The following is a 22,845-nucleotide window of genomic DNA, read 5'->3' as shown; positions in this document are numbered from 1 at the left end:
CGCTTCGTTCAGACAGGCGCTCGGAAGTCAGTTCACGAGCGCGCTGCGCGCGCCGGCCCCGAAGCTGCGCTCCTCACCGCCACCCAAATCGCCCCTGCCGGGTGCCGCCTGCCGCGACCCCCACCACCTGAGCGTTTCGGACCCGCTTCCACGGTTGCAGCAAAGGCGCGGTCGGGTGCGCTGCGCCGCGCCTGGGAGGCGTCGAGCAGCGCAGGGCGTGTGGCCGCGCGCGCAGCGCGCTCGTGAACTGACTTCCGAGCGCCTGTCTGAACGAAGCGAACGGAGTGAGCGCAGTGAGTTGGCGAGGAGGCCACGCGCCCGAGCAGCGCAGAGCAGTCGCCGCGCAGCGGCGGCCGCCTCCGCGGCGCGGCGCAGCGTACCCGACCGCGCCTTTGCCGCTCAGACCTGCGCAGGCAACCCGTGAATCTGTCGGCCCCCTTCGTCCGCCGCCCCATCGGCACCGTGCTGCTGACAGTGGGCATCGCGTTGGCAGGAATAGGCGCGTTCTTCGCGCTGCCGGTCTCGCCGCTGCCGCAGGTCGACTTCCCGGTGATCTCGGTCAGCGCCAGCATCCCCGGCGCGAGCCCGGACACGATGGCGACGAGCGTGGCGACACCGCTCGAACGGCGCCTGGGGACCATCGCCGGGGTCAACGAGATCACCTCGTCGAGCGGCACGGGCTCGACCCGCGTGACGTTGCAGTTCGACCTGAGCCGCAACATCGACGGCGCCGCGCGCGAGGTCCAGGCCGCGATCAACGCGAGCCGGGTCGACCTGCCCGCCACGTTGCGCAGCAATCCGACCTACCGCAAGGTGAACCCGGCGGCGGCGCCGGTGATCATCCTGGCGCTCACGTCCAAGACCAAGACGCCGGGGCAGATCTACGAGTCGGTCTCCAACATCGTGAGCCAGCGGCTGTCGCAGGTCGACGGCGTCGGCGACGTGGAGATCGGCGGCGGCTCGCTGCCGGCGGTGCGGATCGAGTTGAACCCGTTCGCGCTGAACAAGGTCGGCATCAGCACCGAAGACGTGCGCGCCGCGATCCAGGCCAGCAACGCGAACCGGCCGAAGGGCATTGTCCAGGGCGACGACCGCCGGCTGCAGATCTACACCCAGACGCCGGCGCTGCGTGCGAGCGACTACGCGCCGATGGTGATCGCGTGGCGCAATGGTGCGGCGGTGCGGCTGCAGGATGTGGCGCAGGTCGTCGACGGCGTCGAGGACACCCGCACCCTCGGTCTGTTCAACGGCGAGCCGGCGATCATCGTCCTGGTCACGCGGCAGCCGTCGGCCAACGTGATCGAGACTGTCGACGCGGTGCGCGCGCTGCTGCCCGAACTGCAGGCCGACCTGCCGGCCGACGTGACGCTGCAGGTCGCCACGGACAGCACCAATTCGATCCGCGCCTCGTTGCACGAGGTCGAACTCACGCTGGTGATCTCGGTGCTGCTGGTCGTGCTGGTCGTCAGCCTGTTCCTGCGCAGCGTGCGCGCGACCATCGTGCCGGCGGTCGCGACCGTGGTGGCGCTGCTCGGCACCTTCGGCGTGATGTACCTGCTCGGCTTCTCGCTGAACAACCTGTCGCTGATGGCGCTGACCGTCGCGACCGGCTTCGTCGTCGACGATGCGATCGTCGTGCTCGAGAACACCAGCCGCCACATCGAGGCCGGCATGGCGCGCATGCAGGCCGCGCTGCTCGGCGCCAAGGAGGTCGGCTTCACGGTGCTGTCGATCAGCGTGTCGCTGGTGGCGGTGTTCATCCCGCTGCTGTTCATGGGCGGTCAGCAGGGGCGGCTGTTCAAGGAGTTCGCGGTCACGCTGTCGGCCGCGGTGCTGATCTCGCTGGTGATCTCGCTGACCACCACGCCGATGATGTGCGCGTGGCTGCTGAAGCCGGGCGGCGCGCAGACCAAGCCACCGGGGCGCGTGGCACGCGTCGCCGAGCGCGGCTACCAGTGGGTGTGGCGGCGCTACGAGGCCAGCCTCGATTGGGCGCTGGCCAGCAAGGCGCTGGTGATGTTCATCCTGCTGGCGGTGATCGGCCTGAACGTCTACCTGTTCGCGGTCGCCCCCAAGGGCTTCTTCCCGCAGCAGGACACCGGCCAGCTCAACGGTGGCCTGCGCGCCGACCAGAGCATCTCGACCAAGGCGATGGGCGAGAAGCTGCGCCAGGTCGTCGACATCGTGCGCAAGGACCCGGCCGTCTCCACCGTCGTCGGCTTCACCGGCGGGGGCCGCGCCGGCGGTGGCTTCATGTTCGTCAACCTGAAGCCGCTCGGGCGCGGCGCGGGCCAGCGCACCGACACCGGCCTCGCGGTGATCGCGCGGCTGCGCCCGCAACTCGCGCGCGTCACCGGCCTGTCGATCTTCCTGAACCCGGTGCAGGACGTGCGCTCCGGCGGCCGTTCCAGCAATTCGACCTATCAGTACACGCTCAAGAGCGACAACAACCAGGCCCTGAAGACCTGGGCGGCGCGGCTCAACGACGAGATGAAGCTGCAGCCGGTGCTGACCGACGTCGACACCGACCAGCAGGAGAACGGCGTGCAGACGGTCGTGAAGGTCGACCGCGACGCCGCGAAGCGCCTGGGCGTCAGCTCGAACGCGATCGACTCGGCGCTCTACAACGCGTTCGGCCAGCGCCAGGTCGCGACGATCTATACCGAGCTGAACCAGTACCACGTGGTCATGGAATGGGCGCCCGGCTACACCACCAGCCCGAACGCGCTGGCCGACATCTACGTCCCCGCCACGCGTCTGGCCACGAGCGGCGGGCAGACCGTCGCGGTCGAGAGCACGGCGGCGTCGACCGCCGCGACGAGCGGCACGTCCTCGTCGACCACCCCCGCGGTCTCGGCCAATCCGGGCGTCAAGGGCGCGTCGACCGGCAGCGTGCTGGCGAACAGCGTGACCAACCTCGTGCCGCTCGCGACCATCGCCTCGTTCGCCGAGGAGTCGACCGCGACCTCGGTCAACCACCAGGACACCGAACTCGCCACGACGATCTCGTTCAACCTCGCCCCCGGCGCGACGCTCGACCAGGCCCGCGACGCGATCAAGACCGCCGAGGCCAACATCGGCCTGCCGACCAGCGTGCGCGGCGACTTCGCCGGCAGCGCCGCGAGCGCGCAGCAGTCGAACAGCCAGCAGACGCTGCTGATCGTCGCCGCGATCGTCGTGATCTACCTCGTGCTCGGCATCCTGTACGAGAGCCTGGTGCACCCGGTCACGGTGCTCAGCACGCTGCCGTCGGCCGGCGTCGGCGCGGTGCTGGCGCTGCTGATGTTCAGGATGGAGTTCTCCATCATGGCGTTGATCGGCGTGTTCCTGCTGATCGGCATCGTCAAGAAGAACGCGATCCTGATCATCGATTTCGCGCTCGAGGCCGAGCGCTCACGCGGACTGAGCCCGCTCGAGGCGGTGCGCGAGGCCTGCCTGCTGCGCTTCCGCCCGATCCTGATGACCACGCTCGCCGCCGCACTGGGCGCGTTGCCGCTCGCGATCGGCTTCGGCGAGGGCTCGGAGCTGCGCCAGCCGCTGGGCATAGCGATCATCGGCGGGCTGATCGCCAGCCAGTTGCTGACGCTGCTGACCACCCCGGTCGTCTACCTGCTGCTCGACAAGCTGCGTCGCCGCGGCGCCGACGAACGCCACCTCAGTCGCGGCATCGACCCGACGCCGACCCCTGCGAACGCCCCATGAAGACACCCCTGCTCGTGCTCACCGCGATGGCCGCCGCGCTGCTGGCGGCCTGCGCCTCCCCTCCGTACCGGGTGCCCGAGGTCACGACGCCCGCAGCCTTCAAGGAGGCGCCGGCCGCCGACGCCGGCTGGTTCCCGGCCGCGCCGGCCGACACGCTGGACCGCGGCCCGTGGTGGGAGCTGTTCGGCGACGCCGAGCTGAGCCGGCTGACCGCGCAGGTCGAGGTCTCGAACCAGAACGTCGCCGCCGCGGTGGCCGCGTACGCGCAGGCGCAGGCGCTGGTGGCGCAGGCGCGCGCGTCGCTGTTCCCGCAAATCACGCTCGACGGCAGCGCGCAGCGCAGCGGCGGGCGCGGCGCGAGCAGCAGCGGCAATGACTTCCGGCTCGGTGTCGGTGCGAGCTGGGCGCCGGACGTGTGGGGGTCGCTTCGCCTGGCCGCGCAGGGCGCGCAGGCGAGCGTGCAGGCGAGCGCCGCCGACCTGGCCGCGGCGCGCCTGTCGGCGCAGGGCGAACTGGCGACCAACTACTTCTCGCTGCGCGACGCCGACACCGAGCTCGAGCTGCTGCGGCGCACGGTCACGGCCTACCAGCGCGCCGTGACGATCACGCAGAACCGCTACACCGCCGGCATCGCACCGCGCACCGACCTGCTGCAGGCGCAGACCCAGCTCGCCAACGCGCAGGCCGATCTCGCCAGCCTGACCAGCACCCGCGCGCAACTCGAGCACGCGATCGCGGTGCTGATCGGCAAGGCGCCGGCCGAATTCTCGATCGCGCCGACGACCTGGAACATGGCCGTGCCGGCGGTGCCGCTGGTCGTGCCGTCGGAACTGCTGCAGCGCCGGCCGGACATCGCCTCGGCCGAGCGCGCCGTCGCGGTCGCCAACGCGAACATCGGCATCCAGCGGTCGGCCTACTTCCCGAGCTTCGGCCTGAGCGCGTCGCTCGGCAACTCGACCAGCCGCATCGGCGACCTGTTCAACGCCTCGACCACGCTGTGGTCGGTCGGCCTGTCGGTCGCGCAGACGCTGTTCGATGCGGGCGCGACCCGCGCGAAGGTCGCGGGTGCCGAGGCCGCCCGCGACGCGGCCGTGGCCCGCTACCGCCAGACCGTGCTGACGGCGTTCCAGGCAGTCGAGGACCAGCTCTCGGTCACGCGCGCGCTCGCCGAGCAGGCGGGCCTGCGCAAGGCCGCGTCCGAAGCCGCCGACCTGACCGAGAAGCAACTCCTCAACCGCTATCAGGCCGGCCAGGTGAGCTACACCGAAGTCGTCACGGCGCAGGCGTCGGCGTTGAACGCGCGTCGCACGCTGGCGCAACTGGCGGCGAGCCGTCAGGCCGCGGCGATCGCACTGATCCAGGCGCTCGGTGGCGGCTGGCATGCGCCGGCCTTGAACTAGAGCCCCAGCGCAGCCTTCATCCTCTGCGCGGTCATCGGCAGGCGCTGCTGCGGCCAGGCGTTCACCGCGGCGACCATGCGCGCGTTGCGTGGCGCCGTGCGGCCGAGCGATTCGGCCAGCCGCACGACCTCGCCGCACAGCGCGTCGATCTCGGTGGTGCGGCCGGCCGCCAGGTCGTCGGCCATGCTCGAACGGGCCTTCGGATCGATGCGCAACATGCGCGCGGCGATCAGCTTGAACAGCGGCGTCGGCAGCCGCAGCAGCTGCGGGATGCGGTGTGCCGGCAGCGCACCGACCTGGGCCGGCGCGATGCCGGCCTGCTTCAGCAGGCCGAGCGCCTCGGTCTGCAATGCGGCCAGGCACAGGCGGTAGCCGCGGTCCATCAGCTGTGCGCGCAGCGGCAAGCCCGAGAGCGCGTTGACCGGGTTGTTCAAGTTCAGCAGCAGCTTGCCCCACTGCACCGCGCGCAGGTCGGCATGCAGTTGCAGCGGCAGGCCGGCACGGGCGAAGTCGGCCGCGAGCGCGCGCAGCGCGGGGTCGTCCTGGGCCGCGAGCGTGCCGGTGGTGCCGCGGTGGTAGTGGCCCGGCCCGATCTCGGCGACGTTGTAGGGCACCATGCCGGCCAGCCAGCGCAGCGACGGTGCGGCGCCGCGGCCGACGAGCGCGTTCGACAACCCGTTCTGCATCGACACCACCGGCGTGCCGGCGGGCAGCGCAGCGGCCAGCATGGCGGCGGCCTCCGCGCTCGCGCCGCTCTTCACCGCGAGCAGCACCAGCCGGGGCAGGATGCCGGTGGGCATGCGTTCATGCAATTGCAACGCGGCCGCGTCGATGTGCTGGCTGCCGCCGTCGAGATCGGAGACGGTGAGCCCGTGGGTACGCAACGCATCGAGCACCCGCGGCCGCCCGACGAGGACCACCGGCACGCCGGCCGCCTGCAGGCAGCCGCCGAGGTAGCAGCCGATCGTGCCGGCCCCCATCACGAGAACGGGTGCGGCGGTGTGGGGGTCGGTCATGGCGGCATGCTAACCAGCGCGTGCCCCGGGGCAAGACCCTAGGCCGGGTGTCACGGTGCTCGGTCAGAATTCCCCGCTGTTTCTCGGAGCCCTCGATGGAAAAGACCTGGTTGAAGCAGTACCCCGCCGGCGTGCCGGCCGAGATCGACGTCGAGCAGTACGGCTCGCTGGTCGCGCTGTTGGACGAGAGCTTCAAGAAGTACGCCGGCCGCATGGCGTACAAGTTCATGGGCAAGACGATCACCTTCGCGCAGGTCGACGACGCCTCGCGCGCGCTGGCGGCCTACCTGCAGGCGCAGGGCCTGGCGAAGGGCGACCGCGTCGCGATCATGATGCCCAACGTGCCGCAGTACCCGGTCGCGGTCGCCGCAGTGCTGCGCGCCGGCTATGTCGTCGTCAACGTCAATCCGCTGTACACGCCGCGCGAACTCGAGCACCAGCTGAAGGACTCCGGCGCGAAGCTGATCATCATGGTCGAGAACTTCGCCACCACGCTGCAGCAGGTGCTGGCCGCGGTGCCGACCCAGAAGATCGTGATCACCGCGCTCGGCGACATGCTCGGCTTCCCGAAGTCCGCCATCGTGAATTACGTGGTGCGCAAGGTGAAGAAGATGGTGCCGGCCTACAGCCTGCCCGGCGCGGTGCGCTTCAACGCCGCGATCTCGCAGGGTCGCGGCAAGTCCTTCAAGCCCGCCACCGTGGGCCCCGACGACATCGCGGTGCTGCAGTACACCGGCGGCACGACCGGCGTCAGCAAGGGCGCGGTGCTGCTGCACCGCAACCTCGTCGCCAACATCCTGCAGGCCGAGGCCTGGTATCAGCCGGCGCTGAAGAAGATCCCGGCCGGCCAGCAGATCGTGACGATCTGCGCGCTGCCGATCTATCACATCTTCGGCTTCAACACGAACATGATGCTGAGCGCGCGCATGGGCGGCGCGAACATCCTGATCGCCAACCCGCGCGACCTGCCGAGCGTGTTCAAGGAACTCAAGGGCGAGACCTTCCACAGCTTCCCGGCCGTCAACACGCTGTTCCAGGCGATGGCGCACCACCCCGAATTCAGCAGCGTCGACTGGAGCGGGCTGGTGATCTCGGTCGGCGGCGGCATGGCGGTGCAAAGCGCCACCGCGAAGCTCTGGCTCGAGAAGACCGGCTGCCCGATCGTCGAGGGCTACGGCCTGTCCGAGACCTCGCCGTCGGCCACCTGCAACCCGGTCGACAGCACCGCGTACAGCGGCAACATCGGCCTGCCGATGCCGAACACCGAGCTGAAGCTGCTCGACGACGACGGCAACGAGGTGCCGCTGGGCACGCCGGGCGAGATCGCGATCAAGGGCCCCCAGGTGATGGCCGGCTACTGGCAGCGCCCGGACGAGACCGCCAAGGTGATGACGCCCGACGGCTTCTTCCGCAGCGGCGATATCGGCATCGTCGACGAGCGCGGCTACTTCAAGATCGTCGACCGCAAGAAGGACATGATCTTGGTCAGCGGCTTCAACGTCTACCCGAACGAGGTCGAGGACGTGGTCACGCAGATGCCCGGCATCCTCGAATGCGCGGCGGTCGGCATCCCGGACGCCAAGGCCGGCGAGGCGGTCAAGCTGGTGATCGTGCGCAGCAATCCGGCGGTCACCGAGGCCGACGTGCGCGCCTACTGCGAGGCCAACCTCACCGGGTACAAGCGACCCAAGGTCGTCGAGTTCCGCAACGAGCTGCCGAAGACGAACGTCGGCAAGATCCTGCGCCGGGAATTGCGCGACAAGGCGTGACAGTGACGCCTGTCACGCATCGTGCCGCCGTGGCAACGCGGCCCGGCACTGCGGCACGCCTTTGTAGCGATGGTGCTGATACATTCGCGCTGATCGCCCGGCCCCCGCACGCCGGGCGCGCGGCGTCAATGGGACATCACAGGTGATCTGGGCCAAGACCGAAGCAGGGCGAACGGAAATCCAGGCGCGTGCGCTCGTGAAGGAGCGCGCGCAGCGCAACCTGCTGCTTGTCATCGACGGCGTCAAGACCGAGGAGATGCTGCTGGCCAACCTGGCCGGCATCAGCGCCGACGATTTTGCCGCGCTGCAGTCGCTCGGGTTGATCGTGCCGATCGCGCCGCCGGTGGGCCGCTCGGGCGCGGCGCCGGCCCATCGACCGGGCGTTGCCGCGGCGCCCGCCGCGCCGGCCGAACCGGTGGTGCTCGACTACGCGCAATTCACCGCGGCGCTGACGCAGATGATCTCGAAAGAGCTCGGCCTGCGCGGTTTCGTGCTGACGCTGGCGGTCGAGAAGGCCGGCACGATCGAGGAACTGCAGGCCGTCGCGCAGCGCACGTTGGCGCAGATCGCCGAGCGCAAGGGCGAAGCGGTCGCTGCCGCCGCGCGGCGCACGTTGTACGGCGGCTGAGCGGCGCCCGACCTCCCGCCGATGTCGCGCCTGCCGATCGCTATCGTCAGCGCGATGCACGACGAACTGCGCGCGTTGCTGCCGCTGTTGCGCGACCCCCAGCCGGTGCGGCTCGCCGGGCGCGACTTTCATCAAGGCACGGTCCACGGCCAGCCGGTCGTGCTGGTGCTGTCGGGCATCGGCAAGGTGGCCGCCACCACCACCGCGGCTCTGCTGCTGCACGAGTTCCAGGCCACCGAGCTGGTCTTCACCGGCGTGGCGGGCGGCTTGCGGCGCGGCGTGAAGGTCGGCGATGTCGTCGTCGCCGAGCAGCTGCTGCAGCACGACATGGACGCCTCGCCGCTGTTCCCGCGCTTCGAGGTGCCGCTGACCGGCCGCTCGCGCTTCGATGTCCACGCCGGGCTGGCCGATGCGCTGGCGGCAGCGTCGCAGCGCTGCGTCGACGATGCCGCCGCGTTGATCGGCAGCGCGCACCTGTTGAGCTTCGCCATCGAGACGCCGCTGGTGCACCGGGGGCTGGTCGTCAGCGGCGACCGCTTCGTCTCCAGCGTCGCGGCGAGCGACGAGCTGCGTCAGGTGCTTCCGGACGCGCTCGCCGTCGAGATGGAAGGTGCGGCGGTCGCGCAGGTCTGCGCCGATTTCGGCCGGCCGTTCGCGGTGCTGCGCACGATCTCCGACCGCGCCGACGACAGCGCGCATGTCGACTTCACGCGCTTCATCGAAGAGGTCGCGAGCGTCTACACGCGCGCGATCGTCGCGGACTGGCTCCAGCACCGCGTCCGCGCGTAAAGTCGGCATGTGAATGCGATCCGACCGCTGTGGCGCGCACTGCGCGCGCTGCTGCTCGCGCTGGCGGCGCTGTGGTTCTTCCTCGAGGAATTCGGCTGGCACCCGCTGGCGACATGGCTCGGCCGCTTCGCGCGCTGGGGCCCGTGGCAGCGCATGGAGGCGCGCATCGCCGCGTTGCCGCCGCGCCCGGCGCTGGTGCTGTTCCTCGTGCCGGTGCTGGCGCTGCTGCCGGTCAAGCTGCTGGCGCTGCGGTTGCTCGGCGCCGGCCAGCCACTGCTCGGCCTCGTCGTCATCCTGGCTGCCAAATTGGTGGGCACCGCGATCGGCGGACGCCTGTTCGTGCTGCTGCGGCCCCAGCTGATGACGCTGCGCTGGTTCGCCCGCGCCATGGCGCGATGGCGTTACCTGCGCCGCCGGGTGCGCCATGCATTGCTGGCATCGGCCGCATGGCAGGGACTGCGCCAGAGGGCCAGGCGCTGGCGCAGTCGTTGGCGCTCGCTGCGGCGCCGTGCGGAGGCGGGCATGCGCGAGCGCTGAGGCACACTCGGCGCATGCCGCCTCGCCTGTTCATCGATCACCCGCTGCCGCCGATCGGCAGCACGTTCGCACTGCCTCCCGGTCCGGCGCGTCACGTGCAGGTGCTGCGGCTGCAGCCCGGCGCGGCGCTGACGTTGTTCGACGGCGCCGGCGGCGAGCAGGCTGCCAGCGTCGTGCAGATGGGGCGCAGCGAGGTCACGGTTCAGCTCGGCGCGCGTGCCGACGTCGATCGCGAGTTGACGCGGCCGATTACGCTCGCGCTCGGCATGCCGGCGAACGAGCGCATGGACACCGTGATCGAGAAGGCGACCGAACTCGGCGCGGTCGCGGTTCAGCCGCTGCTGTGCGAACGCTCGGTGTTGCGCCTGAGCGGCGAGCGCGCACAGAAGAAGGTCGCGCACTGGCAGGGCGTGGCGCTGGCCGCGAGCGAGCAGAGCGGGCGCACGCGCGTCCTGCAGGTCGCGCCGGTGCGGTCGCTCGGCGAGTGGTTGCGCGAGCTGCCGGCGCCGGACGGGCGGACGCGCTGGCTGCTGAGCTTCGACGGAGCCACGCCGTTGGCATCGATGCCGTTGCCGGCCGGCGGCGTGATCTCGTTGAGCGGGCCCGAAGGCGGTCTTTCGCCGGCCGAGGAAGCGCTGGCGCGCGCCGCCGGTTTCCTGCCGGTCTCGCTGGGCGCGCGCGTGCTGCGGGCCGATACCGCACCGCTCGCACTGCTCGCCCACCTCTCGATCGGCGCCCCATGAACCTGCGACTGCTGCTGCTCACGTTTTGCCAGGGTCTCTTCCTCACCAACAACGTCACCTTCATCGCGATCAACGGCCTGGTCGGCCTCGCGCTCGCGCCGACCGCGTGGATGGCGACCTTGCCGATCACCGGCTACGTCGCCGGCGGTGCGTTGTGCGCGGGGCTCGTGGCGCGCCACCAGCGTGCGTGGGGACGCCGGCGCGCCGGCATTCAAGGAGCGCGCGATCTCGTGGGTGCTTGCCGGCGGCATCCTCGGCGCCGTCGCAGGCCCGAACCTCGCGAGCCTGACGCGCGACGCGCTGCCCGTGCCCTTCGCCGGTGCGTATGCTGCGCTGGTGGTCGTCGCGCTGCTCGCGCTGCTGACCATCTCGTTCATCGGGTTCCCGCCCTTGCCGAAACCGAGTGCCGCGGCTCCCGCCCGGCCGCTGCGCGAGATCGCCCGCCAACCGGTGTTCATCGTTGCCGGCTCGATCGTGCCGGTGACGATCGCCGGTCTGGCGATCGCCTGGCTTGCGCTGCAGCGCCGGGGTGCCCAGAATCCGGTGTCAACCTGAGGAGTGCTGCAATGAGCTTGCTTGATTCGGTGATCGGCGCCCTGGCGAACGCCCAACCCGGAGCCCAGCCCCCCTCGCCCGGCGCCACGCAGGGCACCGCGGGCTCGGTCCTGTTGAGCACGGTGATCGCGATGCTGGCCAACGGCCAGCAGTCGCAGGGCGCGGGCGTCGGCGGGCTCGGCGACCTGATCGGCCGCTTCACGCAGGGCGGCATGGGCGACGTGATCGGCTCGTGGATCGGCCACGGCCAGAACGCGCCGATCTCGGGCGACCAGCTGTCGAACGTGCTCGGCGCCGACACGATTGGCCAGATCGCCGCGCAGTTGGGCCTGTCGCATGGCGAGGCCGCCAGCCAGTTGGCGCAGATGCTGCCCGAGGTCGTGAACCGGCTGACGCCGGAGGGTCAGGCGCCCGGCGAGGGCCTTGGCGACGACATGGGTGCGCTGCTCGGTCAGCTGACCGCGCGGCGCTAGACCTTGTTGCGGGCCGAACCGGCGACCAGGTCGAAGCGGAACAGCCGGCACTCGATCGGCCCGTTCCACATCGGCACGCGGCGTGATTCCTTCAGGCGCATCGCGCTCGGCAGCTTCATGTCGGGGCTGAGCACGTAGGCGGTCCAGCCCGCCGGGTGCTGGGTGTAGGCACGCTTCCAGTGCGCGGACAGGCGCGGGAAGAAGTCGCTCGGGGTGTCGCGGTCTTCCGCCGAGTCGCGCGCCGCCTTGCCGCCGACCTCGATCCGTTCGCCGTACGGCGGGTTGATCATCAGCGTACCGGGGAGATCGGCGGGCAGCTCCGGGGCGGGACGCTCCAGCGCATCGCCGCCGTTGAACGTGATCGCGTTCAGCACGCCCGCCCGCTCGGCGTTGCGGCGCGCGAAGTCGACCATCCGGAACGACACGTCGCTGGCGAAGATCGGCACCGCGCTCGCGTGGATGCGTGCCGTAGCAAAGCTGCGCAGGCGCTGCAGTTCGGCGCGCTGTTCGTCGCCGATGAACGGCAACAGTCGCTCGAACGCGAAGCGCCGCTTCAGCCCGGGCGCGATGCCGCAGGCGATCTGCGCGGCCTCGATCGCGATCGTGCCCGAGCCGCAGCACGGGTCGTGCAATGCGCCGCCGGCTTCCTTGGTGCCGCGCCAGCCGGCGGCGGCGAGCATCGCGGCGGCCAGCGTCTCCTTCAGCGGCGCGTCGCCCTTGTCCTCGCGCCAGCCGCGCTTGAACAGGGACTCGCCCGAGCTGTCGACATAGATCGTCGCTTCGAGCTCGCCGAGGTGCAGCACGATCTGCAGATCGGGGTGGCGGGTGTCGACGCTCGGGCGTTCGCCGGTCGCGTCGCGCAGCAGATCGCAGACGGCATCCTTCACCCGCAGCGCCGCGAAGTTCAGGCTCTTCAGCGGCGACCGGTGTGCGGTGGTGTCGACACGCAGCGTGTGCTGTGGCGTGATCCACTGCGTCCAGTCGACGCTGTGCGCGAGTTCGTAAATGTCGTTCTCGACCCGGTACGAGCCGTGCGCCACCTCGATCAGCACGCGCTGCGCCAGCCGGCTTTCGAGGTTCAGCGTCATCACCTCCAGCGGGTCGCCTTCGAGCGCGACGCCGCCGCGCGCCTGATGCACGCGCGCCTTCGGCAGGATGCGTTCGATCTCTTCGGTGAGCAGCGCCTCGACGCCCGCGGCGCAGGGCAGGAACAGCGGCAACGGCATCACATCGCCTTGCGCAATTGCGTCGGCGCGATCTTCAGCGCGTCGCGGTACTTCGCGACCGTGCGGCGCGCGACCTGGATGCCCTGTTCGTCGAGCATCTGCGAGATCTGGCTGTCGCTCAGCGGCTTGGCCGGGTTCTCGGCCGCGACGATCTGCTTGATCAGCGCGCGCACCGCGGTGCTCGACGCGTTGCCGCCGGCCTCGGTGTTCAGCGACGAGCCGAAGAAGTATTTCAGCTCGAAGGTGCCGAACGGCGTGTTCATGTACTTCGCGGTGGTGACGCGCGAGATCGTCGATTCGTGCAGGCCGAGCTCGTCGGCGATCTCGCGCAGCACCAGCGGCTTCATCGCGATCGCGCCGTGGGTGAAGAAGTTCTTCTGGCGCTCGACGATCGCTTGCGAGACGCGCTGGATCGTGTCGAAGCGCTGCAGGATGTTCTTCATGAACCAGCGTGCTTCCTGCAGCCGCGAGTTCAACCCGGCGCCGGCGCCGTTCAGGGCGTCGGGCGCGCTGCGCGAGCCGGGGCCGCGCTGCGCGCGGATCGCGTTGGCGTACAGGTCGTTGATGCGCAGCTTGGGCATCACGTCGGGGTTGAGCGTGACCTTCCAGCCGCGGCCGGCCTTCTGCACGATCACGTCGGGGATGATGATGTTCGCCTCGGCGCGAGCGAACTGGCGGCCCGGCTTGGGCTCGAGCGCGACGATCAGGCCCTGCGCCTCGCGCAGCATGTCCTCGTCGGCGCCGGTCACGGCGCAGAGCTTCTTCAGGTCGCGGCGCGCCAGCAGTTCGAGGTGCGACTTGCAGACGATGATCGCGACCATCTGCGCCTCGCTGCGCGGCAGCAGGCGCAATTGCAGCGTCAGGCATTCGGCGAGGTCACGCGCGCCGACGCCGGTCGGCTCCATGCTCTGCAGGTAGCGCAGCCCGCATTGCAGGCGTTCCAGCAGTTCCTCGCGCTGTTCGGCATCGTCGCCGGCGAGTTGCGATGCGATGTCTTCGAGCGGGTCGTCGAGGTAGCCGTCGTCGTTCAGCGACTCGATCAGCACCATCACCGCGGCCGCGTCGGTCGCCGGCAGGCGCAGGCTGGACAGTTGCTCGCGCAGGTGGTCCTGCAGGCTCGGGATCGCGGTATCGCGGTCGGCCCCGTCGAAGTCATCGCCATCGGGGCTGGCGCTGCTCTTGCCCGGGGTTTCGCGGATGCCGTCGAAGTCCTCGCGCTCGGTGCCGTTCTCCCAGTCGTCGCGCTCGGTGGCGCCGAACTCGGCGGCGTCCAGCGGCGCGGCGGCCTCGTCGCTGGCGCCGACGCCGTCGCCGCCGGTCTCGGCAGCGCGCTCGGTCTCGCGCTCGCCGACCCGCTCGGCCACCGTCGTGCGCTCGACCAGCGGCTCGAACGCCGGGCCGTCGTCGCCATCGGTTTCGAGGAACGGGTTCTGCTCCAGCATCTGCTCGACTTCCTGGTGGAGCTCGAGCGTGGAAAGCTGCAGCAGCCGGATTGACTGCTGCAGCTGGGGCGTCAGCGCGAGGTGCTGGGACAGCCGGAACTGCAATGTCGGCTTCATCTCGGCCTACATGCGGAAGTGTTCGCCGAGGTAGACCTTGCGCACGTCGGGGTTGTCGACGATCTCGGTCGGCGTGCCCTCGGCCAGTACACGCCCCTCGCTGATGATGTAGGCGCGGTCGCAGATGCCCAGCGTCTCGCGCACGTTGTGGTCGGTGATCAGCACGCCGATGCCGCGGCTCTTCAGGAAGCCGATGATCCGCTGGATCTCGATCACCGCGATCGGGTCGACGCCGGCGAACGGCTCATCGAGCAGGATGAAGCGCGGCTGCGTCGCCAGCGCCCGCGCGATCTCGACGCGGCGGCGCTCGCCGCCCGACAGCGCCGGCGCCGGCGAGGCGCGCAGCTTGTCGATCGACAGGTCGTGCAGCAGCCCGTTGAGCAGTTCGTCGATCACGGCCGGCTTCAGCGCCTTGCCGTTCGCATCCACCTGAAGTTCGAGCACCGCGCGCACGTTCTCCTCGACCGTCAGCTTGCGGAAGATCGAGGCCTCCTGCGGCAGGTACGACAGGCCGAGCCGCGAGCGCCGGTGGATCGGCAGCCGCTCCACGCGCTCACCTTCGATCGTGATCTCGCCGGCGTCGGCCCGGACCAGGCCGACGATCATGTAGAAGCTCGTCGTCTTGCCCGCGCCGTTCGGCCCGAGCAGCCCGACCACCTCGCCACTGCGCACCGACAGGTGCACGTCCTTGACGACGGTGCGTGCGCCGTAGGACTTGCGCAGGCCGGAGGCTTCGAGCCGGTGCTCGCGAACGGCGTTCGGGTCCAGGCCGGAGACGGTCAACGCTTGTCCTTCCCGGCGGCTGCGGGTGCGGGCGCGGAGGCACCCAGCGCGGGGCTTGTCTTCAGCGGCGCCGAGGCGGCCATCGCGGCGGCGGCTTCGATCTCGGCGGCAGCCTCGGTGCCCTGGCGAGGTGTGATCACCGAGGTGATGCGGCCGTTCGGATTGGCGGCGGTCGGCTTGGCGCCGCCGGTGACCGTGGTCTTCTCGGTCGTCGCGTCGTAGGTGATCAGGTTGCCGGCGATCTCGCTGGCCGGCGTGGCGCCGCGCAGCTGGCGCAGCTGCGCGCCGTTGACGAAGCGCACCACGTTGGTCCGGCCGTCGAACTCGAGGCGCTCGGCCTCGCCTTCCCAGTATTCGTCGACGCCGTCGCGTTTCTGCCGGAAGGTGGCCGGCTTGCTCGAACTGCCCAGCGCCACCGCGGTGTAGTAGCCGCTCGGCAGCTCCCGCACCTCGACGCGGGCGGCGCGGATCACCATCGTGCCCTGGCTGATCACGACGTTGCCGTCGTAGGTGACGACCTGCTGGCGGGTGTCGATCAGGCCCTCGCGGTCGGCGGCGATGTTGATCTTCTGCAGCCGGTCACTCCGCTCGGCCTGCGCCACCGGCGCCCCCAGCAGCAATGCGGCCAGGCACGACAGGCCGGCCGCGGATCGGCGGATCGAAGGGGGGAGGCGGAAGTGGGTCATAAAGGGCATGAAACTTGCAGGCCATTCTAGCCGACGTGGTTTCATGCCCGGCGCGCCGACCGCCCGGGTCGATCCGACGGATCGGGGGCGGAGCGCGAGAAATGTCGCACTTGAAGCCCTGGTTGGCGCCAGGGCTCTGCAGCGTATCAGCTGCTCAGGCATTCCTTCATGAATGCCTTGCGCTCGTCGCCCTTCGCGGCCTTGGCCTTCGGGTCGGCATTGCAGGCCTTCATCTTTTCCTGCTGGGTCGCCTTCTTGGCCGACAGGCAGGTCTTCATGAACGCCTTGCGCTCGTCGCCTTTCTTGTCGCCGGCGTCCTTGTTGCACTCGGCCATCTTGGTCTGCTGCTTGCCCATCGGCGCGCTGGCACCCTTGGCCATGTCGGGCGCTTCCTTGTGGGTGGTCGCGAAGGCCGAGGTGGAGAGGCAGGCCACGGACAGGGCCAGAACGGTCATCAGGTGTTTCATCGGGGCTCCTCAGGAGTCTGTTGAAGTGGGGCAGGGCGCCGGCGGACATTGAAGCATGGGGCCGATGTGCCAGCAAGGGCACAACGCCGCCGGCTGTCTCGTGGTGGACACGAGCGTGTGCCGCTGCTCTCGCTTACAGGATGCGCCGCGGATGGGCGAGCGCTTCGTGCGCGACGTGCAGGCGCCGGACCAGCACGCGGATGAATGCCTCGTCGAACAGGTGCTTGCAGCCCGGGCTCACCTGCACCAGCGTGTCGGGGGTGAACGAGATCGTCGTCGCCGGCTCGCTGACCAGCACGTCGGTGCTGTGCCGCTTGAGTTCCGGGTTCGGCGCGAGGTAGGCCATCTCGCCGACCGAGGTGCCCGGCCCCAGCTTGGCGACCCGCTTGCCGTCGCGGAACACCTCGACCTCGCCTTGCGCGAGGATGTGGAAGCTGTTGCCTTCCTCGCCCTTGCGGTACAGCGCGTGGCCGAAATGGAAGCGCTGCCACTTCGCGCGATGCACCACCTCCCACAACTCCACGTCGCCGAAGCTCGAGAAGAAGTCGAGCGTGCGCAGCAGGTTGAAGCGCTCGGAATCGAGCACGCCCTGCAGCTGCCCGCGCGGCACCTGCTGGTTGGTGATCAGCGCCGACAGCGCCTGCGCGAACTCCTCCCAGTTGGCATAGCGCTGCTCCGGCTGCTTGGCCAGCGCGCGCTGGATCGTCGCGTCCAGCGCCGGGCTCACGCCGTCGCGCAGCGAGGCCAGCGAGGCCGGCTTGATGTGGTAGATCTGGTGCATCATGGCCGACTGCACCTGCGCATCGAACGGCGGCCGCCCGGCGATCAGCTGGTAAAGCACGGCGCCGAGCGAGTACATGTCGGCACGGCAATCGAGGGCGCTGCCGTCGAGCTGCTCGGGCGACATGTACGCCAGCGAGCCGACCCGGTAGATCTGGGTCGTGTCGGCCGACAGGTTCAACACGCTGCCGAAGTCGCTGATCTTCACGTCCGTGACCGCGCCGTTGGTCAGCACCGCCAGCAGGTTGGCCGGCTTCACGTCGCGGTGGATCAGGCCCTGGCGGTAGACGTAGCCGAGCGCCATCGCGCACTTGAAGCCGATCTCGACGACCAGCTCCAGCGCGATCAGGTTGTCGGGCCGGCCGAACGGCCGCAACGTGCTGCCGGGCACGTACTCCATCACCAGGTAGGGCGCGACCGGGTCGGGCACGGCGTCGAAGATCTGCACCACGTTCGGGTGGTTCAGGCGTCCGACCAGGGCCGCCTCGGCCGCGAAGAAGCGCTCGGAATAGCGCTCGGCCGTGGCGTCGCCGCTGGCATTCGGTCGCACCCGCTTGATCGCCACGTCGATGCCCTTGAACGCGTCGTGGCACAGGAACACCTCCGCGGTTGCGCCTTCGCCCAGGCGCCGCAGCACCCGGTACTTGCCGATGTGGCTGGGCAGCGCGGGTTCGTCCGGCGGGCTGGCGGAGAAGGGCGTCGGAACGGTTTTCATGAGGCGGTCGGCAGGGCGCATCTTCGCATCGGCGCGGGGCGCGCGCTCGGCCGAACTGGCGGGCAATGTGCAACCAATCCCGCCACGTCGCCCCCCGTAGAATCGTTGGATGATCCAAGCCAAGCAGGACCTCCTCGACGCGCTCGGCGCCGCGATGGCCGAGGTCGCGCCCGGTGGCACGCTCGCCCCGGCCTTCGAATCCCCCAAGCAGGCCGCGCACGGCGACCTCGCCTGCACCGCGGCGATGCCGCTCGCCAAGGCGCTGAAGAAGAACCCGCGCGAGGTCGCGGCCGCACTCGTCGACGCGCTGAACCGCCAGCCGGCCGTGCAGCGCTGGGTCGACGCGCTCGAGATCGCCGGTCCCGGCTTCATCAACCTGCGCCTGAAGGCCGCGGCCAAGCAGGCGATCGTCGCCGAGATCGCCGCCGCCGGCCACGCCTTCGGCCGCCAGCCGGCGAAGGCCGACAAGGTGCTGGTCGAGTTCGTTTCGGCCAACCCGACCGGGCCGCTGCACCTCGGCCACGCGCGCCAGGCGGCGCTGGGCGACGCGATCTGCAACCTGTTCGAGACCCAGGGCTGGCAGGTCAGCCGCGAGTTCTATTACAACGATGCGGGCGTGCAGATCGCCACGCTCGCCAACTCGGTGCAGGCGCGCCTGCGCGGCTTCAAACCGGGCGACCCGCAGTGGCCCGAGGCTGCCTACAACGGCGAGTACATCGCCGACATCGCCGCCGATTTCCTCGCGAAGAAGACCGTGACCGCCGACGATCGCGCGTACACCGCCTCGGGCGACGTGGACGACCTCGACGGCATCCGCCAGTTCGCCGTCGCCTACCTGCGCCACGAGCAGGACCTGGACCTGCAGGCCTTCGGCGTGCGCTTCGACCACTACTTCCTCGAATCGAGCCTGTATTCGAGCGGGCGGGTCGACGACGCGGTGCAGCGCCTGATCGCCGCCGGCAAGACCTTCGAGGAAGGCGGCGCGCTCTGGTTGCGCACCACCGAATACGGCGACGACAAGGACCGCGTGATGCGCAAGTCCGACCAGACCTACACCTACTTCGTGCCCGACGTCGCCTACCACCTGCACAAGCACGAGCGCGGCTACACGAAGGCGATCAACATCCAGGGCGGCGACCACCACGGCACCGTCGCCCGGGTGCGCGCCGGCGTGCAGGCTGCGGACCGCGGCGTGCCGGCCGGCTACCCCGAGTACGTGCTGCACAAGATGGTCACGGTGATGAAGGGCGGCGAGGAGGTCAAGATCTCCAAGCGCGCCGGCAGCTACGTGACGCTGCGCGACCTGATCGACTGGACCAGCCGCGACGCGGTGCGCTTCTTCCTGCTCAGCCGCAAGGCGGACAGCGAGTTCACGTTCGACGTCGACCTGGCGCTGAAGCAGAACGACGAGAACCCGGTGTTCTACGTGCAGTATGCGCATGCGCGGATCTGCTCGGTGATCCGCAACTACATCGAGCAACGCGGCGCGCTCGACGCGACGCCGGACCTGTCGCTGCTCACCGCGCCGACCGAGGCGGCGCTGATGCTCAAGCTCGCCGAGTTCCCGGCGATGCTGGCGAACGCCGCCGCCGGCCTGGCGCCGCACGACCTGACCTTCTACCTGCGCGACGTGGCCGGCGCGTTCCACACCTACTACGCCGCCGAGCGCGTGCTGGTCGACGACGCGGCGCTGGCGCGGGCGCGCATCGCGTTGCTGATCGCGACGCGCCAGGTCATCCGCAATGCGCTCGCGGTGCTCGGCGTCGACGCGCCCGAGCGCATGGACCGCGACGCCGAATCCCGAGACAAGCTGGAAACCGCATGAGCAGCAAGCACAAGAACAACGCAGTCGGCCGCATCGCCGGGCAACGCGGCGGTTTCGCCATCGGCCTGATCATCGGCCTGCTGATCGGCCTGGCGCTGGCACTCGGCGTGGCGCTGTACGTCACCAAGGTGCCGATCCCGTTCGTCAACAAGGTGCCGCAGCGCACCGCCGACCAGGACGCGGCCGAGACCCAGAAGAACAAGAACTGGGACCCGAACAGCCCGCTCTACGGCAAGAACCCGGCCAAGCCGAACAACGCGGCCAGCGGCACCGTGGCGCCGCTGCCGTCGGTGGCCACGCCGCAGCCGGGTGCGCTGCCCGCGCCGGCGGTCACCGGCAGCGTCACGCCGCCGCCTGCTGCCCGCGCGTCCGCGCCCGCCGGCCGAGCCTCGGCGCCGGCGAGCACCCGCGACCCGGCCGCGATCCTGGCCGACAAGGCGCCGCCTCCCGCGCCGAAGATCACGACCACGGCCCCTGCCGCGTCCGGCGGCGCCGACCCGTTCACCTACTACGTCCAGGCCGGTGCGTACGGCCGGCCGGAAGATGCCGAACAGCAACGCGCCAAGCTGGCGATGCTCGGCATGGAGGGCCGCCTGACCGAGCGCGAGCAGGCCGGCCGCACGGTCTATCGCGTGCGCGTCGGCCCTTTCGAGCGCAAGGGCGACGCCGAGGCCACGAAGGCCAAGCTGGGCGATGCGGGCGTCGAGGCGGCGCTGGTGCGGGTCCAGCGTTGAACATGCGCTGCCCCGGGCCTGAACTTTGCTGATCCGTCCGGGTCCGTCGTCCACTCTTCCACCACCGGCACCTCCCATGAAACGTCGCGTCTTCTCGACCTCCCTGCTCGGCGCCGGCGCCGCAGCGCTGGCCTGGCCTGCGCTCGCGCCCGCCCAGGGCGGCCCGGTGGAGGGCCAGCACTATGTACGGCTCAGCCAGCCCGTGGCCGTGTTCGCCGAGGCCGGCAAGATCGAGGTGATCGACTTCTTCCGCTACGGCTGCCCGCACTGCTACGCCTTCGAGCCCACGCTCGACGCCTGGTCCAAGCAACTGCCGGCCGATGTGGCGTTCCGGCGCGTGCCGGCGGCGTTCGGCATTGCCGGCTTCGTGCCGCACCAGCGCATCTTCTATGCGCTGGACAGCCTCGGACTGCTCGCCACCATGCACCGCCGCGTGTTCTATGCCATCCACGCCGACCGGATGCGCCTGGACCAGCCGGCCGAGATTTCCGCCTTCATGACGAAGAGCGGCGTCGACGCGCCGAAGTTCATGGAAGCCTACGACTCGTTCGCGATCCAGGCCAAGCTGCGCCAGGCCGACCAGCTCGTCAGCGGCTACAAGATCGACGGCGTGCCGGCGCTCGGCATCCAGGGCCGCTTCTTCACCTCGGGCACGCTGGCCGGCGACAACCCGCGGGCACTCACGGTCACCGATTTCCTGGTGCAGCGGCTGCGCAAGGCGAGTTGAGCGTCGACAGGCGCGCGTCCGCGCCGGTCAGTTCAAGCGGGTGACCGCTTCCAGTACGCCGCATCGCCGTAGCTGTGCTTCAGGAAGTCGATCCACAGCCGCACCCGCAGCGCCAGGTGCTTGGCGTGCGGGAACACCGCGTAGATGCCGTTCGGCGGCGCGGCGAACGCGTCGAGCACGCTGACGAGTTCGCCGCTCGCGACCTCCTGCGCCACCTCCCAGGCCGAGCGCCAGGCCAACCCGAGCCCGGCCGAGCACCAGGCGTGCAGGACTTGGCCGTCGGTGCAGTCGAGGCGCCCGGTGGGGCGCAGGTGGATGACTTCGCCGTCGACCCGGAACGCCCAGCCGCGCGTCTGGCTGGCATCGCTGCTGAGCGCCAGGCACTCGTGGCGCGCCAGGTCGCCGGGGTGCATGGGCGTGCCCGCGCGCTTCAGGTAGGCGGGTGTGGCGACGCACAGCCGCCGGTTGTCGGCCAGCCGCACGCTGACCAGGCTGCTGTCGGGCAGGTCGCCGACGCGCACCGCGCAGTCGAAGCTCTCGTTGACGATGTCGACGACGCGGTCCGACAGGTTCAGCGACAGGCTGACCTCCGGGTGCAGCGCCAGGAAGCGTGGCACCAGCGGCGCGACATGGCGGCGCCCGAAGCCGGCCGGCGAGGTGATCCGCAGGTGCCCGCTGGCCTTCACGCCGCCGGCGCTGACGCTGGCCTCGGCGTTCGCCCAGTCGGCGAGCAGGCGCTGGCAGTCCTCGAGGAAGGCACTGCCTTCGTGCGTCAGGCTGATCCGCCGCGTCGTGCGCACCAGCAACTTGACCCCGAGCCGCGCTTCCAGCGCGTCGATGCGGCGCCCGATCACTGCCGGCGCGACGCCTTCGGCGGCGGCGGCGGCCGTCAGGCTGCCGCGGGTCGCGACGGCGGCGAACGACTCGATCTGCTTCAGCTTGTCCACGATTCAGTGCAATTTAGTCATCAATCCAGCAATCGCATCGTACTTAATGCCGGTTGGGTTCTCGAATAAATTTCCTGGATGGACAAAGCTGCCCCCGTCATCCGTCCCCGCGCGGTGCTCTTCGACGCCTACGGCACGCTGTTCGATGTCTACAGCGTCTCGCTGCTGGCCGAGCAGCTGTTCCCCGGCTTCGGTGAACGCCTGTCCGTGCTGTGGCGCGACAAGCAGATCGACTACACCCGCCTGACCTCGATGAGCGGCCAGTACAAGCCGTTCTGGGAGCTGACCCGCGCCGGTCTGCGCTTCGCGGCGCTGCGCCTGGGCCTGGCGTTGACGCCGGTCGCCGAGGACCGGCTGATGAACCAGTACCGTCACCTCAGCAGCTTCCCCGAGAACCGCGAAGTGCTGGCCGAGCTGAAGGCGCGCGGCATCCCGGCCGGCATCCTGAGCAACGGCGACCCCGAGATGCTCGGCGTCGCGGTCAAGAGTGCCGGTTTTTCCGGCCTGCTCGCGCACGTGATCAGCGTCCACGCGCTGAAGAAGTTCAAGACCGACCCGGCCACGTATGCCCTCGGCACGCAGGCGCTGAACCTGCCCGCGCGGGAGATCCTGTTCGTGTCGAGCAACGGCTGGGACGCGATTGGCGCGACCTGGGCCGGCTACACCACACTCTGGGTCAACCGCTTCGACCTGCCACTGGAGCAGCTCGACACGAACCCCACGCGCATCGGCACCAGCCTGCGCGACGTCCTTTCCTTTTTCGATCAACCAACCGCTGCATGAC

General features: G+C 70.1%; 20 protein-coding genes and 1 pseudogene. 13 read left to right on the top strand and 8 right to left on the bottom strand.

What is annotated here, in order from left to right; translation table 11 throughout:
• Positions 1 to 420: 420 nt before the first annotated feature.
• On the top strand, positions 421 to 3,702 hold the full coding sequence (locus ACWH49_RS09325; RefSeq protein ID WP_448171209.1) for an efflux RND transporter permease subunit: 3,282 nt from the start codon (positions 421 to 423) through the stop codon (positions 3,700 to 3,702).
• Entirely contained in the window at positions 3,699 to 5,102 is a 1,404-nt protein-coding gene (locus tag ACWH49_RS09320; protein WP_448171208.1) for an efflux transporter outer membrane subunit, read from the top strand. Before ACWH49_RS09325 ends, ACWH49_RS09320 begins: the two co-directional genes overlap by 4 nt.
• Here the strand turns inward: ACWH49_RS09320 and ACWH49_RS09315 are convergent.
• Positions 5,099 to 6,118, bottom strand: a complete 1,020-nt coding sequence (locus ACWH49_RS09315) for a 2-dehydropantoate 2-reductase (RefSeq protein ID WP_448171207.1) — start codon at positions 6,116 to 6,118, stop codon at positions 5,099 to 5,101. The two genes, ACWH49_RS09320 and ACWH49_RS09315, sit on opposite strands and share 4 nt — an antisense overlap.
• Before the next feature lie 95 nt (positions 6,119 to 6,213).
• Here ACWH49_RS09315 and ACWH49_RS09310 point away from each other — a divergent pair, with 95 nt between their 5' ends.
• The 7 genes and pseudogenes from ACWH49_RS09310 to ACWH49_RS09280 all read left to right on the top strand — a co-directional run bounded on the left by ACWH49_RS09310 (position 6,214) and on the right by ACWH49_RS09280 (position 11,612).
• Entirely contained in the window at positions 6,214 to 7,887 is a 1,674-nt protein-coding gene (locus tag ACWH49_RS09310; protein ID WP_448171206.1) for a long-chain-fatty-acid--CoA ligase, read from the top strand.
• Between the two features lie 142 nt (positions 7,888 to 8,029).
• The gene (locus tag ACWH49_RS09305; protein ID WP_448171205.1) at positions 8,030 to 8,515 is read left to right on the top strand and encodes a hypothetical protein; all 486 of its coding nucleotides are present in this window, start codon (positions 8,030 to 8,032) and stop codon (positions 8,513 to 8,515) included.
• 21 nt (positions 8,516 to 8,536) lie between these two features.
• Positions 8,537 to 9,304, top strand: a complete 768-nt coding sequence (locus ACWH49_RS09300) for a 5'-methylthioadenosine/adenosylhomocysteine nucleosidase (RefSeq protein ID WP_448171204.1) — start codon at positions 8,537 to 8,539, stop codon at positions 9,302 to 9,304.
• A 9-nt stretch (positions 9,305 to 9,313) separates the two neighbouring features.
• Complete coding sequence (locus ACWH49_RS09295; protein ID WP_448171203.1) at positions 9,314 to 9,841, top strand: hypothetical protein; 528 nt, start codon at positions 9,314 to 9,316, stop codon at positions 9,839 to 9,841.
• A 14-nt stretch (positions 9,842 to 9,855) separates the two neighbouring features.
• Positions 9,856 to 10,584, top strand: a complete 729-nt coding sequence (locus ACWH49_RS09290; RefSeq protein ID WP_448171202.1) for a 16S rRNA (uracil(1498)-N(3))-methyltransferase — start codon at positions 9,856 to 9,858, stop codon at positions 10,582 to 10,584.
• Positions 10,581 to 11,055: pseudogene (locus ACWH49_RS09285) on the top strand (MFS transporter); the annotation flags it as partial. The gene ACWH49_RS09290 and the pseudogene ACWH49_RS09285, both read left to right, overlap by 4 nt.
• Positions 11,056 to 11,150: 95 nt before the next feature.
• A complete protein-coding gene (locus tag ACWH49_RS09280; RefSeq protein WP_448171201.1) occupies positions 11,151 to 11,612 on the top strand; it encodes a YidB family protein in 462 nt (153 codons plus the stop codon).
• Here ACWH49_RS09280 and ACWH49_RS09275 read toward each other — a convergent pair.
• From ACWH49_RS09275 to ACWH49_RS09250, 6 genes are all read right to left on the bottom strand, one after another.
• Positions 11,609 to 12,838 (bottom strand): THUMP domain-containing class I SAM-dependent RNA methyltransferase, encoded by a 1,230-nt coding sequence (locus ACWH49_RS09275; protein WP_448171200.1) that lies wholly within the window; start codon positions 12,836 to 12,838, stop codon positions 11,609 to 11,611. The genes ACWH49_RS09280 and ACWH49_RS09275 overlap by 4 nt on opposite strands.
• Positions 12,838 to 14,397, bottom strand: coding sequence for an RNA polymerase factor sigma-54 (locus tag ACWH49_RS09270; protein ID WP_448171199.1), 1,560 nt, complete (start codon positions 14,395 to 14,397; stop codon positions 12,838 to 12,840). The genes ACWH49_RS09275 and ACWH49_RS09270 overlap by 1 nt, the downstream gene beginning before the upstream one ends.
• Positions 14,398 to 14,403: 6 nt before the next feature.
• Entirely contained in the window at positions 14,404 to 15,180 is a 777-nt protein-coding gene (gene lptB, locus ACWH49_RS09265; protein ID WP_448171198.1) for an LPS export ABC transporter ATP-binding protein, read from the bottom strand.
• Positions 15,177 to 15,866 carry a lipopolysaccharide transport periplasmic protein LptA gene (lptA, locus tag ACWH49_RS09260; RefSeq protein WP_448171197.1) on the bottom strand — a complete coding sequence of 230 codons (690 nt, stop codon included), beginning with the start codon at positions 15,864 to 15,866 and terminating at the stop codon, positions 15,177 to 15,179. The genes lptB and lptA overlap by 4 nt, the downstream gene beginning before the upstream one ends.
• 146 nt (positions 15,867 to 16,012) lie before the next feature.
• On the bottom strand, positions 16,013 to 16,333 hold the full coding sequence (locus ACWH49_RS09255; RefSeq protein WP_056466634.1) for a PsiF family protein: 321 nt from the start codon (positions 16,331 to 16,333) through the stop codon (positions 16,013 to 16,015).
• A 133-nt stretch (positions 16,334 to 16,466) separates the two neighbouring features.
• Complete coding sequence (locus ACWH49_RS09250) at positions 16,467 to 17,828, bottom strand: serine/threonine-protein kinase (protein WP_448171196.1); 1,362 nt, start codon at positions 17,826 to 17,828, stop codon at positions 16,467 to 16,469.
• Between the two features lie 109 nt (positions 17,829 to 17,937).
• Between ACWH49_RS09250 and argS the strand changes: the two genes are divergently transcribed.
• The 3 genes from argS (at position 17,938) to ACWH49_RS09235 (ending at position 21,114) form a co-directional block, all read left to right on the top strand.
• Positions 17,938 to 19,653, top strand: coding sequence for an arginine--tRNA ligase (gene argS, locus ACWH49_RS09245; RefSeq protein ID WP_448171195.1), 1,716 nt, complete (start codon positions 17,938 to 17,940; stop codon positions 19,651 to 19,653).
• Positions 19,650 to 20,387, top strand: a complete 738-nt coding sequence (locus ACWH49_RS09240) for an SPOR domain-containing protein (protein WP_448171194.1) — start codon at positions 19,650 to 19,652, stop codon at positions 20,385 to 20,387. The genes argS and ACWH49_RS09240 overlap by 4 nt, the downstream gene beginning before the upstream one ends.
• A gap of 76 nt (positions 20,388 to 20,463) precedes the next feature.
• Positions 20,464 to 21,114 (top strand): thiol:disulfide interchange protein DsbA/DsbL, encoded by a 651-nt coding sequence (locus ACWH49_RS09235; protein ID WP_448171193.1) that lies wholly within the window; start codon positions 20,464 to 20,466, stop codon positions 21,112 to 21,114.
• Between the two features lie 32 nt (positions 21,115 to 21,146).
• Here ACWH49_RS09235 and ACWH49_RS09230 read toward each other — a convergent pair whose 3' ends face one another.
• Positions 21,147 to 22,061: a LysR family transcriptional regulator gene (locus ACWH49_RS09230; RefSeq protein WP_448171192.1), complete on the bottom strand. Its 915-nt coding sequence runs from the start codon at positions 22,059 to 22,061 to the stop codon at positions 21,147 to 21,149.
• A 78-nt stretch (positions 22,062 to 22,139) separates the two neighbouring features.
• Between ACWH49_RS09230 and ACWH49_RS09225 the strand changes: the two genes are divergently transcribed.
• Positions 22,140 to 22,844, top strand: coding sequence for a haloacid dehalogenase type II (locus ACWH49_RS09225; protein ID WP_448171191.1), 705 nt, complete (start codon positions 22,140 to 22,142; stop codon positions 22,842 to 22,844).
• Position 22,845 lies beyond the last annotated feature (1 nt).

This window comes from Rhizobacter fulvus, assembly GCF_964020785.1.
The sequence above is the reverse complement of the archived record's forward strand: the minus strand, read 5'-3'. Positions and strand labels throughout refer to the sequence as shown.